Raw genomic sequence first — 15,279 nt, 5'->3', positions numbered from 1 at the left:
GGGATTCTTCACATATGAACAGCTCTTGGCCATTCATGGTACATATTCGCTTTACATAATGCTTGTTCCATCCATTGCTCAATCTCTTTCGTGTACATCTCTATAAAAAATGTCTCAGACGGGAAAGAATGCAGTACTTCTGATATATATTGTGGATATAAAAACGGCATATTTATCATACCTTTTAATTGCGTCATAAACATTGTAAATGATACTTTCTGAAATTCTTGTTTCATTTGTCCTTGTCTAATCATTTGTTCTATATAATATCTTTCTTTAGAAAAATAAACGGTCATCACTTCACGAATTAATGTCGTATCAAGCGAAAGCTCTCGGTAGAAGAAACGTGTTAGTTCTCTATTTTCAAATTGATATCGTAAAATCCCTCGCACCATTTGCACCATCACATCTTTAGCCGACAAATACTCTCTCTGTTCAAACGACATTTCAATCACATGAATATATCCTTCTAAAAAATCAGTAATAAGCTGTTCTAATAAACCTTGCTTCCCAGCAAAATAATATGAAATATTCGCTACATTCACATCCGCTCGCTTTGCAATGTCTCGCACCGACGTTCCATCATAACCTTTCGTATTAAACAACGATATTGCCGCATCAATTACTTTTTGTTTCGTCTGCTTCATGCGCTCACTTCCCTTCAATGAACAGCTATAGTTTAAATTTCTTGACTTTTAAGACAAATTCCTTTAATTTTCTATCGACAAAGTCATGTGAAATACATCGTATTTTGCTAATATTTTACACATCTCGATAAAAAAGGAGCTGTTTCCATGTTTACTAAAGAAAGTTATGCAGGATCTCGCGTGCAGCAATATGAGACAGTAATTAAACAACTGGATGCGTTATTAACTGGCGAATCAAACGTAGTCGCAAACTTATCAAATGCGTCCGCATTATTAAACCAATTTTTAGATCGCGTTAATTGGGTTGGCTTTTACGTAACAGAAGGAACTCAGCTTGTTCTTGGACCGTTCCAAGGAATGCCTGCTTGCGTACGCATTCCATTTGGACGAGGCGTTTGCGGCGTTGCAGCTGAAACGAAAACAACGCAGCTTGTAGCAGACGTTCACCAATTCCCAGGTCACATCGCTTGCGATAGTGCTTCTAATTCGGAAATCGTTGTACCGATTGTGAAAGAAGGAGCTGTCATTGGTGTACTTGACATTGATAGTCCTGAAAAAAATCGTTTTGATGAATTAGATCAGCGCTATTTAGAAAAGTTTGTGGAAACACTCCTAAAACATATGTAAAAAGAAAAGAGCGAGTTATCGATTTAGTACGTCCTGTACAAAACCGATAGCTCACTCTTTTTTCATTGATTAACAGTAGATATTTTCTTTAATGCCTGCTCTAAATCAGAAACGATATCCTCCCACGATTCTAAACCGACCGATAAGCGTATTAAATTATCGAAAATGCCCATTTCTTTTCTTAGTTCCGCTGGAATCGCAGCGTGCGTCATCGTTGCTGGATGCTGAATTAACGTTTCTGTATCTCCTAAACTCACCGCAATTGTAATAAAGTGAAGATCATTAATAAACGCTTGCGTCTCTTCTTTTCCGCCTTTTACTGAAAAAGAAATAACACCGCCCCCGCGTTTCATTTGACGAGATGCTAACTCCCCTTCTGGATACCAAACACCTTCTACCGCATCATGTTTTCTTAAGAACGATACAATTTTTTCTGCATTATCACAATGACGATCCATTCTTACTGCTAACGTCTTTAACCCACGTAATAATAACCACGCATCAAACGGCGCCATAATACCGCCGATATCCTTTCGCATCGGGCGAATCTTTTCAGCTAATGCTTTCGTTTTACAAATTGTTACACCTGCTACAACGTCACCGTGACCACCAATATATTTTGTCGCACTATGCACAACAGCGTCACAGCCAAGCTCAAGCGGTCTTTGTAAATAGGGTGAACAAAACGTATTATCAACAATAACAAGTAAGCCTTTTCGCTTCGCAACCCGAATCACTTGTTTTAAATCAATTAATTTCATTGTCGGATTAATTGGTGTTTCAACGAAAATAAGCTTTGTATTTGGGCGAATTTTATTTTCAATATCAACCTCTGTCTCCATATCACAAAACGAATGCGTAATCATAAATTTTTCTTCTAACACTTCTAAAAAACCGTACGTGCATCCGTATAATCCATTTGAACAAATAATATGATCTCCAGCCTTTAAAAAACCGATTAAAGTCGCTGAAATAGCTGCCATACCAGATCCGAAGGCAAGTGCCTCTTCTCCTCCTTCTAACACCGCCATACGTTCTTCAAATAATTTCACAGTTGGATTTCCAAGCCGTGAGTAAATATAAGATGGATCCACTCCCGCAAAACTCGCCTCTCCTTGCTGCGCAGTCTCAAATGTAAATGTAGAAGTTTGAAATAAAGGTGGTGTTAAACTTCCTTTATGTTCCTCAGGTGTATAACCGTGATGAATTAACGCTGTCTCCATATGCTTCTTTTTCATAAAAACATCCCCCTTATGTTTTTATTGCCGCATATTCATCCATAAAAATTTGATGAACGTTTTCCTTCATTTTATGTAAACGTTTTATTTGTGTTTCTATCTCTTCTTCTATATTGTTTTAAATTCCTTCTTATATTAATTTCCAAAATTTATATGCATAAAACAAAAACGTACTCGCTTGACGAAACTCTGGGTAAAAGATATAATAGCGTTTGTGTAAAATAAAAAGGCAGCCTTGTAATGTGAGTTTATCGTTTGTATTTTGTTCCTCTACGGAGGTGTATCTCGTAACTCCCTGCTGCTGGAGCGAAGGTACATGAAAACAAAATGCCCGTAAATATCGATTACGTCTGTTTTTATTTTACGTAAATAAAAACATTTTTAAAGGAGGAGTCAACTATGGCTCGTTATACAGGTCCAGCTTGGAAACTGTCTCGTCGTCTTGGAATCTCTCTAAGCGGCACAGGAAAAGAATTAGAAAAACGCCCTTACGCACCAGGTCCTCACGGTCCTAACCAACGTAAGAAACTTTCAGAATACGGTTTACAATTACAAGAGAAACAAAAACTTCGTCACATGTACGGCATGACTGAGCGTCAATTCCGTCGCACATTTGACCAAGCAGGTAAAATGCCTGGTAAGCACGGCGAAAACTTCATGATCCTTCTTGAAGCTCGTCTTGACAACTTAGTTTACCGTATGGGCTTAGCTCGCACTCGTCGTGCAGCTCGCCAATTAGTAAACCACGGTCACATCATGGTTGATGGCGCTCGCGTAGATATCCCATCTTACCGTGTAAAACCTGGTCAAACTATCAGCGTTCGCGAAAAATCTAACAGCCTTGTTGTTGTTAAAGAAGCGATCGAAGTTAACAACTTCGTACCAGAATACTTAACTTTCGATGCTGACAAATTAGAAGCTACTTACACTCGTCACGCTGAGCGTTCTGAGTTACCAGCTGAAATCAACGAAGCATTAATCGTAGAGTTCTACTCTCGTTAATCTCGGTACTCTGCAAAGAGTATTATTAAAAGCCTTAGGAACCTTGTTTATCAAGGGGCCTGGGCTTTTTTTATTAAATATAGCCTGTATATGTATAAAAACGGAACAATGTAACAAAATAAAACTTAGCCCTCTCTCTAAAATTTCATCCATTTTTATCCACATTAATAAAAACCTACCCCATAATTCATTTTTCTTTGCTGTACTCTCCTTTTGTTAACATTATTTTTACAACGTATTTATTTGTACATAATCTATACCTTCCCTTTTTCTATTCACATTCAACTTAAAAACCTCTTCATCACCCGAGCATCTGAATAAGATTAAAAAAACTTAATGAACAAGTATCTCTTTAACTGTCAAATTATTAGAATATTCGATTTACAACCCCTTCCTTAAATTGGTATTATTTTCTTGTAAGGGGAGGGAAAGTTCATGTCTTTAAATATGTATCTCGGTGAAGTACAAGCTCAAACAGAAAGTATGAACTCTTTATGTAACGCTACTATTCAAGGTATGGAACAAATTATTCATTCTATTGACGCTTTTGCATTGGATACTGTTCTACAAGGGCAAACATATAGCAGTGCAAAAGCATATTTCTTACAAACCTTTCGTCCGTTAGCACAAGGAATCATTTACTTATGCGAAGAATTAATCCTTCAAAATGATGCCTTTCCAAGAGACTTTCAATCACAGGTAGCTTCTACAGATGTTATCGAACAGGAGATAATAGAACAAATTCGAGAAATCGATCGAATGATAGCAAGTACAGAAGCGCTCAACCAAACTATGTCGATCCCAGGTATGGACGCTATGGTAAATCTTTTTACTGTCATGAGGCAAAAACTGCAAGAAAAATTAGAACATCTATATGAATTTAATTATACTTCTAGTAATAATTATGATACTGCACTCCAACTAGCCGCTAGCATTGCGACAGGTTTGGCGGAAGTACAAAGCGGAAAAGGTTTTAGTCCCGCCAGTGGTACATTTAGTACACAAGGGTTGAATATGGAATGGATAACCTCTATTCAAAAAATTGCAGAGGAAAGAGTTCAAGAAGCCGAAATAAAAAAAGAAATTGAAGAAAAAATGGCTTTGCAGGAACAAGAAGCTAATAGACCGTGGTACGAAAAAACAGCTATTGGCGCTTGGGAATTCTTCCAAGGAATTTGTAATTCAGCCGCTGAAAATTTTACAGGCGCTGAATTACCAATGGGCAATGAATTAGAAAACAAAACAACCTTTCAAGCCGGAAATCTTGTGGGTAATTTTGTATCAGGGGTAGGATCTATTTTTGAAATTTTGGGCGGTATAGCTATTGTAACAGGATCAAATGTTGGAACCGTATTGTTAGAAGGAGTAACTTTCGGGGCAACATCACCAATTGTTATCCCAGCTGATTTAGCTCTTACAACCGCTGGAGCAGGTGTTGCTACACATGGTACATTTGTATGGTATAATACCGTTCAAAATAGTATCGATACTTTGCAAAGGTTCCAGTCTTCTTCTGAGGGTTCCTCTAAAAATCTTTTAAAAGATGGTAAGTTTGTCGAATCTGATTTAGAATTAAAATATGCGGAATATTGCGTTAGAAAAGCAAAAGACGGTAAAATACCTAAAGATAGATTGAACTGGAAAGAAGCGAGTGATTATTGGACAAAAGATTCACCTATGGCAAGAGGAAATAAGTTTAATAAAACTGCAGAAAAAAATAGATGGTATCCAAATAATGAGGTCCATTTAAGTAATAGTAAAAGATTAGATTCATATGACCCATTTGAAAGAGAAATAATTTCTAGAAAAGCAACAGATTTAGAGGATATCGATATTAAAACTTTTGAAAAACATTTGAAAGAAATGAAAACTAAGTATGCAGTTGGCACTAAAATTCGTTCAAATAAATACGACGAAATAGACGGCACTGAACTACAAGGAAAACAAATATTAGAGATTCCAGCATCTAATAAAAATTTCAAAAAAATAGATGAATATATAAAATTGGCGAAAAACAAATATGACATTAATATTAGATTTAGGGAGGAATAAAAAATGGCATATGCATTGAAACCTGAAATACAAGAAGTATTTGAGAAAATTGATTTTTTAACGAGATATAGAGAGCTATCTGAAAATTTTTCATCAAATAGTGAAAGTTCGTTTGAAAACTATGAAAACGAAAAAGCTATTGAAATATTTGAATCCCTTGGTTATAAAGCTCGTTTTATGAAAAAGGAAAACTTTTTTATTGTTGGTGAAGTAAAGAACAAGGATTTCTATACTTTCAGATTCAATATCAGCTTAAAATATGGGCTTGTTGAGTTCATTTGGTCTGCAAGGTATAATGGTGAAGTTAGAGTTGGGAATTCATGGGATATGTTTGTAAAAGTATTATCCAATGGTTCTGAAAGATTGCCGGCAGTATGCTTCCACAGTTACGATGAACTCAAAGAAATCATGAAAATTGCCTTTGAAATGTACGAAGATTTCAAGCGAGAATTAATTCCTATTTATTCATAATTTCACCTTAAAAATACATGAAGTAATGACTAAAAAACAAGGACAGACTTAAGGTTTTAGGAGAATTAATTATGAACTTAAAATTAAAACCTGAAATAGAAACAGCACTAAAAAAAATTGACTTTGTTAATAGATACACAGAACTTTCTTCTTTTTCGAGAGAAAATTATGATGCCGAAGAAATCATTCCTAATCCCAATATTGAAGAAATTCAACAAATACTTGAAAAGCTAGGTTATAAATCAGTTTATGATAAAAAAGAAAACTTTTTAAAAGTTGGAGAACTAGGTGATAAAAAAGAAAATTTATTTTATTTTCATATTGGTATTAAAGTAAACGTTCTGGATTTTACTTGGGTAGTTTATCATAATGATGAACTAAGATTAGGTAGTCCATGGAGTCTATATTCAAGACTTTTAATTTCTCCAGATACTAGAATTAAGCCCGTACTATTTAGCGATTATGACAGCTTAGAAAAAATTTTAAAAATTGCTTTAGGTATGTATGAAGATTTTAAACAAGAATTAATTCCTATCTATTCATAATTTTATATATAAGAAAGGCAATCTTATCTTATATATATAAAAAGAAAATCCGACTCACAAGAGCCGGATTTCTTTATGTATCTAGATTTGAGATGTTGTGCCTTGGAAACATGAATAAAGGGAGATGGTTTTATGCTAAGAAAATATTATTCAAAAAACAATCATTTACAACCATTTTTTGAGGAAGTTAATAAATATGTAGATGGCATTCACACCCTAAACAATGGAATTAACTTAGAAGATATAACAAGCCTTCAAAATGAACTTAACATTCAAATTCCTGATATATATAAAGATTTTCTCCAAGTGTGTAATGGTGGAGAATTATTTATACCTGGAACAGTCCTGTCAGAAATTTATACAGCTGCTCAGGTCCCAAAACAGCGTGGTGGCTCTTATCTAAATGATTCGTTTAAAAAAGAACGAAGACCGACAAAGATGCCAGACACGTATTTAATCATCGCAGATTTAAACCATGGTGACTCGATATGTATAGACTTAGAATCAAGCAATGGATACGATGCAACGGTAATACAATGGGATAGGGAGACTCACAGCGTTTCTAGATCATGGAATGGTTTGGTGGAATGGTTAATGGATACCTTAGACGAAGGATCATTACTAGTAGATTATGATGGTAATGAAAAAGATTTAGACTTTTAACATGAATAGTAAAAGTGGAGCCACAAGAATTAATTCCTATCTATTCATAATTTTATATTAAAGAAAAACAATATTATTTTAAATATAAAAAAAGAAAATCCGACTCACAAGAGCCGGATTTCTTCATTTAACTAAAATTTATACCGTTCTATTCGATTTCTAACGTTTAATTGCGCAAGATAGACTAACACAACACCTCATTGGAAAAAACTCGCTCTAAAGTGGACAAAAAGAGATAATGAGTATTTGATAAAAGACGAAATACAAAAAGACTATTTCAAAATTCATGAATAAGAAGGTGCAAATATGAAATTATACTTTAAAGATACTGAAATAGGTGAAATCAGAGACATTTTTGTAGAAACACCATGGATGTATGGAACAATACATTTAAATGATAATAGTAAACCCTATCAAGAATATTTTCGTGAAATGGTAGACGAAGACAGTACTTTTGACTTTGAAACTATTGATCCTGAATTTCTAGATGATGAAAATTGGTCCGTTTTCGATGAAAACGAAGGGAAATATTTAGGAATCGACATTCCAGCAATCCACATTGAAGATACAACGATTGCATGGCGATAGAGATAAAAATCACACAAAGAAGAACACCTGATTAATATTTAAACTAACGTTTACGCTAGCTTTTCCTTTGTTTCGAATCAAATACCATGGAAAAGGAATATTTGATTTTACTGGTGAAAATATTATAACTAGGATACTACAAAGACTATGTAAAAACAGAAAAAGGACAAAGACCGCCAAATTTTACTCCTAAAGGAGCTAAGAGAGCAAGCGGTATTCCTGTTAATGAACAGCCAACTAAGGTGACACCAGCTGTAGATAAAAGAGGGAACCCTATTCCTGGAAGAGACTATCATTTCAAAGATGGTAAGATTATAAGAGAGCATTCAGACGGTCATACTTATCCAGATGATCCATCTCAAAATAGAGGATCACATTTCAATGATGTACATGGGAATCATTATGACTATTAAAATTGAGGTGGTAAAATGAAGTGTTGGAATGAAGTAGAAGAAGATGCATTCTCATACTACAAATGGTTTAGTAAGGATGAAGCAATCAAAAGAGTCGGTAATTTACCAAATTCAAGTTTATTCAGTGTTAATGGCTCCATGTTATTTAGCTCAGATGAAAAAAAACAATTCAAAGAAGTATGTGGCACTGAAATCAAGCAAGTATTTATGAAACATGATTTGACTAATGTCTACAAATTCTACTTGCTTGCAGCTATTGAAATCAAAGACAAAAACTCTAAAATTGAAAAATACCAAAAGGTATGGAAAGCTCTTCAAACCAAATGGAAACTTGAGGGATTTAATAAGGGGCCAGAAGTTGAAATGAAAGTTGGAGGAACAACTTTCTACTCAAGTATTGCAGAGTTTTGTCTTGAGAAACTTCCAGATGCCATTGAAATAGTTTCTAGTAATCCTAAAAGATTTACAATCATTGCAAGTAAAAATAATGATATAATTGCGGAAGAAAATGTTAGAAAAATCTTCAAAAAGCATTTAATGAATATAACAAATGGAAAGATGAAATAGATTATTTTAACCTTTCCATTCATCTCTGCCCAAAAGATGATATAGTTTTTAGATGGGGAGATTCATTAGAGGAAGCGGAAATAGCTGCTATATTTAAAGGAGATATACTTACACTTTTAAATAGCTAACTGCAAAATCTTGCTAAAAATAACTACATTCCAATTAACAATCATAATATTTTAATAGAATTAAACTAAGAAAAATCCGACTCACAAAAGGCGGATTTCTTCATGTATCTAAAATGTATACTGCTTTATTTGATCTAATATAAAAAATTAGGGAGGAGTAATTTTTGGCGTATTCATTACAACCTGAAATACAAGCCAGCCTTACAAAAATTGATTTTATTCAGAGATATAAAGCATTATCAAAACAATTTCCAGATAGAGAAAACACATTTGAAAACTATGAAAACGAAAAAGTAATTGCAGTATTTGAGTCTCTTGGCTATAAAGCTCGTTTTATGAAAAAAGAAAACTTTTTTATTGTTGGTGAGGTCAAGAATAAAAACATCTATACTTTTAGATTTAATATTAGTTTAAAACATGGCCTTGTTGAGTTTATTTGGTCTGCACGACATAATGGTGCAATAAGAGCTGGAGATCCATGGGCTATGTTTGTAGCAATATTATCAAATGATACAGAAAAAATACTTCGTCCATGCTTCCACAGTTACGATGAACTCAAAGAAATCATGAAAATTGCCTTTGAAATGTACGAAGATTTTAAGCGAGAATTGATTCCTATTTATTCATAATGTAAAAAGCTACCGAAGACACCAAAACAGTTACTTCGAGTAGCTTTTATTTATATATATTAAAGTTATTTATTTTCCTCTTTTTGAACATATACATAAGCATCTTTCTGCTCTTTATGTATATCAACTTTCGAATTCTCTGCAAGTTGACCCGCGTTTAGCAAAGAAAAAATAATCAACGCTTCTAGTGACATTTCGTTTTACCACTCCTTTCTAATTGTTATACGTTTATCATACCGCTTACATGTGATTTCCGTATGAACTCGAAAAGGAGATTAAAACAAAAAAGCTTTGAGGAAATTCCTCAAAGCTTTTTATTTATTAGTAACGAATTAAGAAATATTTCTTCTTACCGCGGCGAATGATTGTGAATTTACCTTCGATGCGGTCGTTTTCTGTTACAACGTAGTCTAATGCTTGTGTACGCTCACCGTTCACGTAGATTGCGCCGTTCGTTACATCTTCACGTGCTTGACGTTTTGATGGAGAGATTTTGCTTTCTACAAGTAAGTCGATTAATACTGTATCTTCTGCAGTACGTTCTACAGATGGTACGTCTTTGAATCCTTGCTCGATTTCGCTTGCAGTCAGTTCTGCTACAGAACCGCTGAATAATGCAGCTGAAATTTTAATCGCTTGCTCTAATGCTTCTTCGCCGTGAACAAGTTTTGTCATTTCAGAACCTAATGCTTTTTGTGCTGCACGTTTTTCTGGCGCTTCAGCTACTTGCTTTTCAAGCTCAAGAATTTCTTCATGAGATAAGAATGTGAAGTATTTTAAGTATTTAACAACGTCGCGGTCATCTGTGTTAATCCAGAATTGGTAGAACTCGTAAGGAGTTGTTTTCTCTGGGTCTAACCAAATTGCGCCGCCTTCGGTTTTACCAAACTTCGTACCGTCAGATTTAGTAACTAGTGGAATTGTTAAACCGAATGCTTTCGCATCTTCTTCTGATTTACGGATTAATTCAAGACCAGCTGTAATGTTACCCCATTGGTCACTACCACCGATTTGTAGACGGCAATTATGTTGCTGATATAAGTTTAAGAAGTCGTATGATTGTAAAATCATGTAACTAAACTCAGTGAATGAAATACCAGTTTCTAAACGAGATGCTACTGTATCTTTTGCTAACATATAGTTTAAACCGAAGTTTTTACCGATATCGCGTAAGAATGAAATTACATCTAAGCTACCAAGCCAGTCGTAGTTGTTAGCCATCGTTGCTGGGTTGTCCACGTTTTCAAACTCTAAGAAGTTTGAAAGTTGGTTTTTAATGCTTTCTGTGTAGTAAGCAACTGTATCTTTCGTATTTAATGTACGTTCTGCTTTTTTACCACTCGGGTCACCGATCATACCAGTACCACCGCCAACAAGTGCGATTGGTTGGTGACCAGCTAATTGGAAACGACGTAACATTAATACTGGTAACATATGACCAATGTGTAAGCTATCCGCTGTCGGGTCGAAACCACAGTATAATTTAACGCTTTCTTTTTCTAATAATTGCTCAAGGCCCTCAGCATCTGTTTGCTGATTAATTAGACCGCGAAATTCAAGATCTTGTAAAATACCCATATCCTACATACTCTCCTTTAAGTTCATTACTGGCGTGAAGGTTGAAAACATAAAAAAATCGCCCCTTCAAATAAGGGACGATTTTGATTATCGCGTTACCACCCTAGTTGCAGGCAAAAAAGCCTACCACCTTATTTACATAACGGCTTAGCACCGTCTTTTCCCTTTTGAATAAAATTCAATCGAAAAAAGATGCTCTAGGGGCGTAATTCGCGATCATCTATGTGCTGATTTTCACCGGCCATCAGCTCTCTAAAACAGGGAAATGATCACTACTTCTCCCTTTCCACGCTCAATTATTCATATACTTTTCTTTATACCATCATTTATATAGGCATGTCAAATAGAGGTCAGGTTTCCCTTCTTGTCAATCCTTTACAACACCATAAAGAGTATCGTAATAAGAGAAAGAATTGGAACCCCAACTAATAACGATACATGAAACACAATCGATAAATCATTCCCAATGGTCGCCTCCACAGGATCTTTCGCTGGGGAACCAAGAAACCCGATTAATCGATCGAATCGACTTACCGTTTTTGGAAAGTCTGGTATTTCTACATGATCACTATCTAAATGTTGCTTTAACTTATATTCACTCTTAAAGGGATTTTCGCTCAATTTCGTCCACCTCCAGCAATTGTTTCAATTTCTTTATCCCGTTATGAAGTCTCGATTTCACCGTTCCAATCGGAATGTTTAATATCTCTGCAATTTCTTTTTGCTGCATGTCATGATAATAAGAAAGGATTAGGACCGCTCTTTGCTCTTCTGGAACTTTCAAAATTGCTTCTCTTACTGTGAGCCGATCTTCGTGAGAAAATTCTTTTTCCGGAATCGGCACTAAAAATGGCAAAAGCGTACGCCACTTTTTTCTCCTATTTAATTTATTAATCATAAGACGATAACCAATTTGAAATAAATACGTTTTTATTTTACCTTTTTCAAGTTCATACATATGTTTCTTACGCTCTAGCGTCAAAAACGTATCTTGCACAAGATCGATACTTAATTGTTCATCTCGGTTAAATCGATATAAAAATGTGTATAGCGCTGGTTTGATTAAAACATATAGTCTTTCTCCCGCTTGTTTATCTCCACTTTGATACGCAAGCATGAGCTCCTCCTCAATCCCAATCTGCGCCATGATTTTTGATCTCCTTTATTCCTTTTAACGTTAATGAAATACGGGAAATTAAATATGCAATCGCAATAAAAATCCACAATTGTGATTGATTTGTAAAAAATTGCACATATGGGTTTTGAATCGTAAATCCCATTGTAACTAAAGTATTTAACGCTTGCACACATATGCATGCATACAACGCAAGGCAGATAGAAATAGTGTCAAATACATTCCAGCGAAAATACACTTTTGTTTTTGTAAAATCAATTTTATATCCATTTTTCCGTACTATATGTTTTCTATCAAATGGAATAATGATTGAAAACATAACACCCATTATAACTCCAGCTGTAAGCATTGATACTCTATATCCAATTGGTATCGGTAAGAAAAGACCACAAGAAAATACAACTATAATTCCAATTACAGCAAAAGTAAGAAGTAATTTATTAGACATAAAAAAGCCTCCCTCATCTATTCTTTCATAAATGTATACAGACGAGGAAGGCACTTCGTTCAAATATTATTTTAGTTTTTTTATAATCTTTGCAGGATTCCCGCCAACTACTACATTATTAGGCACATCTTTCGTTACGACAGCACCAGATGCGATCACCGCATTGTCTCCAATTGTTACACCTGGATTAATAATTGCTCTTCCGCCAATCCATACGTTATCGCCAATTGTAACTGGTTTTCCGTATTCTGATCCGCTTATGCGCTCTACCGGATCAAGCGGGTGCGTTGCTGTATAAATGTGAACACCTGGAGCTAACATACAGTTCACTCCGATTGTTACCGGGCATACGTCTAGAATCGTACAGTCAAAGTTCGCGTAAAAATTTTCACCGACATGAATGTTATAGCCGTAATCACATCTAAAAGAAGATTCAAGATGAATATTATCTCCTGTCGTTCCGAATAATTCTTTTACGATTTCGCTACGCTCTTTCAATTGCTCTTCTGGCGTATCATTTAATTTTCTCGTTAATATACGTGCTTGCTCTCTTTCTTGTACTAAAACTGGATCAGCCGGTATGTACATTTCTCCTAGTATCATCTTTTCCTTTTCTGTTTTCATCATACTATCCCCTTTAACTTATATATATAAGTTCATGATATCATAAAAAAGAAAGGCCTGAACATTTTTCGTTCAGACCTTTCTCTCTTAATCTTCCATCGTTGATAAGTCACCTGTTGGTAAGTTTAACTCCCACGCTTTTAATACGCGGCGCATAATTTTACCACTTCTCGTTTTCGGTAATTTATCTCTAAATTCAATTTGTCGTGGCGCTGCATGAGCTGCTAGGCCTTTCTTTACAAATTGACGAATTTCTTCTTTTAATTCATCAGATGGTTCATATCCTGCTCGAAGTGCGATAAATGCTTTAATAATTTCGCCGCGCACCGGATCAGGAATACCAATTACACCAGCTTCTGCAACAGCAGCGTGCTCAATTAATTTACTTTCTACTTCAAACGGACCAACGCGCTCACCTGACGTCATAATTACATCGTCAATACGCCCTTGGAACCAGAAGTATCCATCTTCATCCATATAGGCAGAGTCACCTGATACGTACCAATCTCCCGGCATGAAATAAGATTCATATTTTTGCTGGTTATTCCAGATCCCACGCATCATAGATGGCCAACCTTTCGCAATTGCTAAGTTACCCATCGTGTAAGGAGGCACTTCATTTCCTTCATTATCAACAATCGCTGCTTTCACACCTGGAATTGGTTTACCCATTGAGCCTGGACGGATTTCCATACAAGGGTAGTTACAAATAACTTGTCCACCTGTTTCTGTCATCCACCACGTATCATGAATACGAAGTCCAAATGCATTCATACCCCAGCGAATTACTTCTGGATTTAACGGCTCACCAACGCTTAATACGTGGCGCACTTGTGATAAGTCATATTTTTTAATTGCGTCTTGTCCAGCTCCCATTAACATACGGAATGCTGTTGGTGCGCTGTACCAAACCGTTACACCGTAATCTTGCAGCGCTTCATACCAAGCTTCTGGACTAAAGCGTCCACCTAAAATAACATTTGACGCTCCAACTAACCACGGTGCGAAAATACCGTAAGCTGTTCCAGTTACCCAGCCCGGGTCAGCAGTACACCAATATACATCGTCTTCTTTTAAATCTAACACCCACTTCGCCGTTTGATAGTGCTGAACCATTGCGTTTTGCGCATGAAGCACACCTTTTGGCTTACCAGTAGAACCAGACGTGTAATGTAAAATCAAACCGTCTTCACGGCCTAACCATTCAATATGTAATTCTTTTGAAGCTTGTTCAAATAAAGGATTGAACGCTACCGTTTTACCGCCTTCTTCTACATTATCTCCAACAAGGAAAACTGTTTTTAAAGCCGGTAAATCATTTAATGGTACGCGCTCTAACAATTCAGGCGTTGTAATTAACACCTTTGCTTCGCTATCTTCTAAGCGATCGCGAACTGCGCCTTCCATAAATGCTTCAAATAGCGGTCCAACAATTGCTCCTAATTTCACTGCACCTAAAAGTGCGAAATATAACTCTGGAGAACGTGGCATAAAAATAAAAACGCGATCGCCTTTTTCTACATCACCATAGTTCTTAAGGACGTTTCCTGCTTTATTAGAAAAATCCTTCATTTCCTTAAATGTATATTTCTCTTTTCGCGATCCATCTTGATAATAAAGAGCTACTTTATTCTTTCGATCGGATTTCGCATGCTTATCAATTGCCTCATACGCCATATTTACTCGGCCTGTTTCATTCCAAGTAAAGTTTTTATTAACCTCTTCCCAGTTAAAATTCGCGTATGCCTCATCATAATTCGGCAAATTATTTTCTCCTTTAATGACAGGAAGCGTTTCTACTTTCATACTTTACATCCCCCTCCTATGTATTCTATTATCTATTATAATGATATTATTTAAAATTTTCAGTATATTTGTTGATTTTTAGACAAATTTTTAATGACAAATTTCGATTCACATCGCA

At 35.5% G+C, this 15,279-nt stretch carries 19 protein-coding genes and 1 other annotated feature; of the genes, 10 read left to right on the top strand and 9 right to left on the bottom strand.

The window, feature by feature from the left end:
• Positions 1–8 precede the first annotated feature (8 nt).
• Entirely contained in the window at positions 9–647 is a 639-nt protein-coding gene (gene refZ, locus AB6801_RS07220; RefSeq protein ID WP_000814921.1) for a forespore capture DNA-binding protein RefZ, read from the bottom strand.
• 147 nt (positions 648–794) lie between these two features.
• Between refZ and AB6801_RS07215 the strand changes: the two genes are divergently transcribed.
• A complete protein-coding gene (locus AB6801_RS07215; protein WP_000494341.1) occupies positions 795–1,274 on the top strand; it encodes a GAF domain-containing protein in 480 nt (159 codons plus the stop codon).
• 62 nt (positions 1,275–1,336) lie between these two features.
• Here the strand turns inward: AB6801_RS07215 and megL are convergent, their stop codons facing one another.
• Positions 1,337–2,512, bottom strand: a complete 1,176-nt coding sequence (gene megL / locus AB6801_RS07210) for a methionine gamma-lyase (protein WP_000726572.1) — start codon at positions 2,510–2,512, stop codon at positions 1,337–1,339.
• A gap of 399 nt (positions 2,513–2,911) precedes the next feature.
• Between megL and rpsD the strand changes: the two genes are divergently transcribed.
• The 9 genes from rpsD (at position 2,912) to AB6801_RS07165 (ending at position 9,570) form a co-directional block, all read left to right on the top strand.
• Complete coding sequence (gene rpsD / locus AB6801_RS07205; protein ID WP_000135317.1) at positions 2,912–3,514, top strand: 30S ribosomal protein S4; 603 nt, start codon at positions 2,912–2,914, stop codon at positions 3,512–3,514.
• A 435-nt stretch (positions 3,515–3,949) separates the two neighbouring features.
• Positions 3,950–5,566: a T7SS effector LXG polymorphic toxin gene (locus AB6801_RS07200; protein WP_097999532.1), complete on the top strand. Its 1,617-nt coding sequence runs from the start codon at positions 3,950–3,952 to the stop codon at positions 5,564–5,566.
• Between the two features lie 3 nt (positions 5,567–5,569).
• Positions 5,570–6,037 carry a hypothetical protein gene (locus tag AB6801_RS07195; protein ID WP_000312675.1) on the top strand — a complete coding sequence of 156 codons (468 nt, stop codon included), beginning with the start codon at positions 5,570–5,572 and terminating at the stop codon, positions 6,035–6,037.
• 71 nt (positions 6,038–6,108) lie between these two features.
• On the top strand, positions 6,109–6,582 hold the full coding sequence (locus AB6801_RS07190; protein WP_069605070.1) for a hypothetical protein: 474 nt from the start codon (positions 6,109–6,111) through the stop codon (positions 6,580–6,582).
• A gap of 132 nt (positions 6,583–6,714) precedes the next feature.
• Positions 6,715–7,245, top strand: coding sequence for an SMI1/KNR4 family protein (locus tag AB6801_RS07185; protein ID WP_097999533.1), 531 nt, complete (start codon positions 6,715–6,717; stop codon positions 7,243–7,245).
• Between the two features lie 306 nt (positions 7,246–7,551).
• Entirely contained in the window at positions 7,552–7,833 is a 282-nt protein-coding gene (locus tag AB6801_RS07180) for a hypothetical protein (protein ID WP_097999534.1), read from the top strand.
• Between the two features lie 242 nt (positions 7,834–8,075).
• The gene (locus AB6801_RS07175; RefSeq protein ID WP_227593279.1) at positions 8,076–8,246 is read left to right on the top strand and encodes an HNH/endonuclease VII fold putative polymorphic toxin; all 171 of its coding nucleotides are present in this window, start codon (positions 8,076–8,078) and stop codon (positions 8,244–8,246) included.
• Between the two features lie 15 nt (positions 8,247–8,261).
• On the top strand, positions 8,262–8,813 hold the full coding sequence (locus AB6801_RS07170) for a hypothetical protein (RefSeq protein WP_240520949.1): 552 nt from the start codon (positions 8,262–8,264) through the stop codon (positions 8,811–8,813).
• A gap of 292 nt (positions 8,814–9,105) precedes the next feature.
• A complete protein-coding gene (locus tag AB6801_RS07165) occupies positions 9,106–9,570 on the top strand; it encodes a hypothetical protein (protein WP_097999535.1) in 465 nt (154 codons plus the stop codon).
• Positions 9,571–9,635: 65 nt separating this feature from the next.
• Here AB6801_RS07165 and AB6801_RS07160 read toward each other — a convergent pair whose 3' ends face one another.
• The 7 genes from AB6801_RS07160 to acsA all read right to left on the bottom strand — a co-directional run bounded on the left by AB6801_RS07160 (position 9,636) and on the right by acsA (position 15,161).
• Positions 9,636–9,764 (bottom strand): hypothetical protein, encoded by a 129-nt coding sequence (locus AB6801_RS07160; RefSeq protein ID WP_000050940.1) that lies wholly within the window; start codon positions 9,762–9,764, stop codon positions 9,636–9,638.
• 127 nt (positions 9,765–9,891) lie between these two features.
• On the bottom strand, positions 9,892–11,148 hold the full coding sequence (gene tyrS / locus AB6801_RS07155) for a tyrosine--tRNA ligase (protein WP_000512092.1): 1,257 nt from the start codon (positions 11,146–11,148) through the stop codon (positions 9,892–9,894).
• Between the two features lie 70 nt (positions 11,149–11,218).
• Positions 11,219–11,446: a binding site (T-box leader), on the bottom strand.
• Positions 11,447–11,523: 77 nt separating this feature from the next.
• Positions 11,524–11,769 carry a hypothetical protein gene (locus AB6801_RS07150; protein ID WP_001293778.1) on the bottom strand — a complete coding sequence of 82 codons (246 nt, stop codon included), beginning with the start codon at positions 11,767–11,769 and terminating at the stop codon, positions 11,524–11,526.
• Positions 11,750–12,295 carry an RNA polymerase sigma factor gene (locus tag AB6801_RS07145; protein ID WP_000057201.1) on the bottom strand — a complete coding sequence of 182 codons (546 nt, stop codon included), beginning with the start codon at positions 12,293–12,295 and terminating at the stop codon, positions 11,750–11,752. Before AB6801_RS07145 ends, AB6801_RS07150 begins: the two co-directional genes overlap by 20 nt.
• Positions 12,276–12,731, bottom strand: a complete 456-nt coding sequence (locus AB6801_RS07140; RefSeq protein ID WP_000066457.1) for a hypothetical protein — start codon at positions 12,729–12,731, stop codon at positions 12,276–12,278. The genes AB6801_RS07145 and AB6801_RS07140 overlap by 20 nt, the downstream gene beginning before the upstream one ends.
• A 66-nt stretch (positions 12,732–12,797) precedes the next feature.
• Complete coding sequence (locus AB6801_RS07135) at positions 12,798–13,358, bottom strand: maltose acetyltransferase domain-containing protein (protein ID WP_002026426.1); 561 nt, start codon at positions 13,356–13,358, stop codon at positions 12,798–12,800.
• 84 nt (positions 13,359–13,442) lie between these two features.
• On the bottom strand, positions 13,443–15,161 hold the full coding sequence (gene acsA, locus AB6801_RS07130) for an acetate--CoA ligase (RefSeq protein ID WP_000862049.1): 1,719 nt from the start codon (positions 15,159–15,161) through the stop codon (positions 13,443–13,445).
• Positions 15,162–15,279: the final 118 nt, after the last annotated feature.

This window comes from Bacillus sp. RCC_6_1, from assembly GCF_041360755.1.
In the GTDB taxonomy this organism is placed as follows: Bacteria; Bacillota; Bacilli; order Bacillales; family Bacillaceae_G; genus Bacillus_A; species Bacillus_A cereus.
The sequence above is the reverse complement of the archived record's forward strand: the minus strand, read 5'-3'. Positions and strand labels throughout refer to the sequence as shown.

What these genes read in the sequence shown, in the direction of transcription:
- refZ (WP_000814921.1), bottom strand. Translation starts at nt 647, where the DNA reads ATGAAGCAGACGAAACAAAAAGTAATTGATGCGGCAATATCGTTGTTT.
- AB6801_RS07215 (WP_000494341.1), top strand. Translation starts at nt 795, where the DNA reads ATGTTTACTAAAGAAAGTTATGCAGGATCTCGCGTGCAGCAATATGAG.
- megL (WP_000726572.1), bottom strand. Translation starts at nt 2,512, where the DNA reads ATGAAAAAGAAGCATATGGAGACAGCGTTAATTCATCACGGTTATACA.
- rpsD (WP_000135317.1), top strand. Translation starts at nt 2,912, where the DNA reads ATGGCTCGTTATACAGGTCCAGCTTGGAAACTGTCTCGTCGTCTTGGA.
- AB6801_RS07200 (WP_097999532.1), top strand. Translation starts at nt 3,950, where the DNA reads ATGTCTTTAAATATGTATCTCGGTGAAGTACAAGCTCAAACAGAAAGT.
- AB6801_RS07195 (WP_000312675.1), top strand. Translation starts at nt 5,570, where the DNA reads ATGGCATATGCATTGAAACCTGAAATACAAGAAGTATTTGAGAAAATT.
- AB6801_RS07190 (WP_069605070.1), top strand. Translation starts at nt 6,109, where the DNA reads ATGAACTTAAAATTAAAACCTGAAATAGAAACAGCACTAAAAAAAATT.
- AB6801_RS07185 (WP_097999533.1), top strand. Translation starts at nt 6,715, where the DNA reads ATGCTAAGAAAATATTATTCAAAAAACAATCATTTACAACCATTTTTT.
- AB6801_RS07180 (WP_097999534.1), top strand. Translation starts at nt 7,552, where the DNA reads ATGAAATTATACTTTAAAGATACTGAAATAGGTGAAATCAGAGACATT.
- AB6801_RS07170 (WP_240520949.1), top strand. Translation starts at nt 8,262, where the DNA reads ATGAAGTGTTGGAATGAAGTAGAAGAAGATGCATTCTCATACTACAAA.
- AB6801_RS07160 (WP_000050940.1), bottom strand. Translation starts at nt 9,764, where the DNA reads ATGTCACTAGAAGCGTTGATTATTTTTTCTTTGCTAAACGCGGGTCAA.
- tyrS (WP_000512092.1), bottom strand. Translation starts at nt 11,148, where the DNA reads ATGGGTATTTTACAAGATCTTGAATTTCGCGGTCTAATTAATCAGCAA.
- AB6801_RS07145 (WP_000057201.1), bottom strand. Translation starts at nt 12,295, where the DNA reads ATGGCGCAGATTGGGATTGAGGAGGAGCTCATGCTTGCGTATCAAAGT.
- AB6801_RS07140 (WP_000066457.1), bottom strand. Translation starts at nt 12,731, where the DNA reads ATGTCTAATAAATTACTTCTTACTTTTGCTGTAATTGGAATTATAGTT.
- AB6801_RS07135 (WP_002026426.1), bottom strand. Translation starts at nt 13,358, where the DNA reads ATGATGAAAACAGAAAAGGAAAAGATGATACTAGGAGAAATGTACATA.
- acsA (WP_000862049.1), bottom strand. Translation starts at nt 15,161, where the DNA reads ATGAAAGTAGAAACGCTTCCTGTCATTAAAGGAGAAAATAATTTGCCG.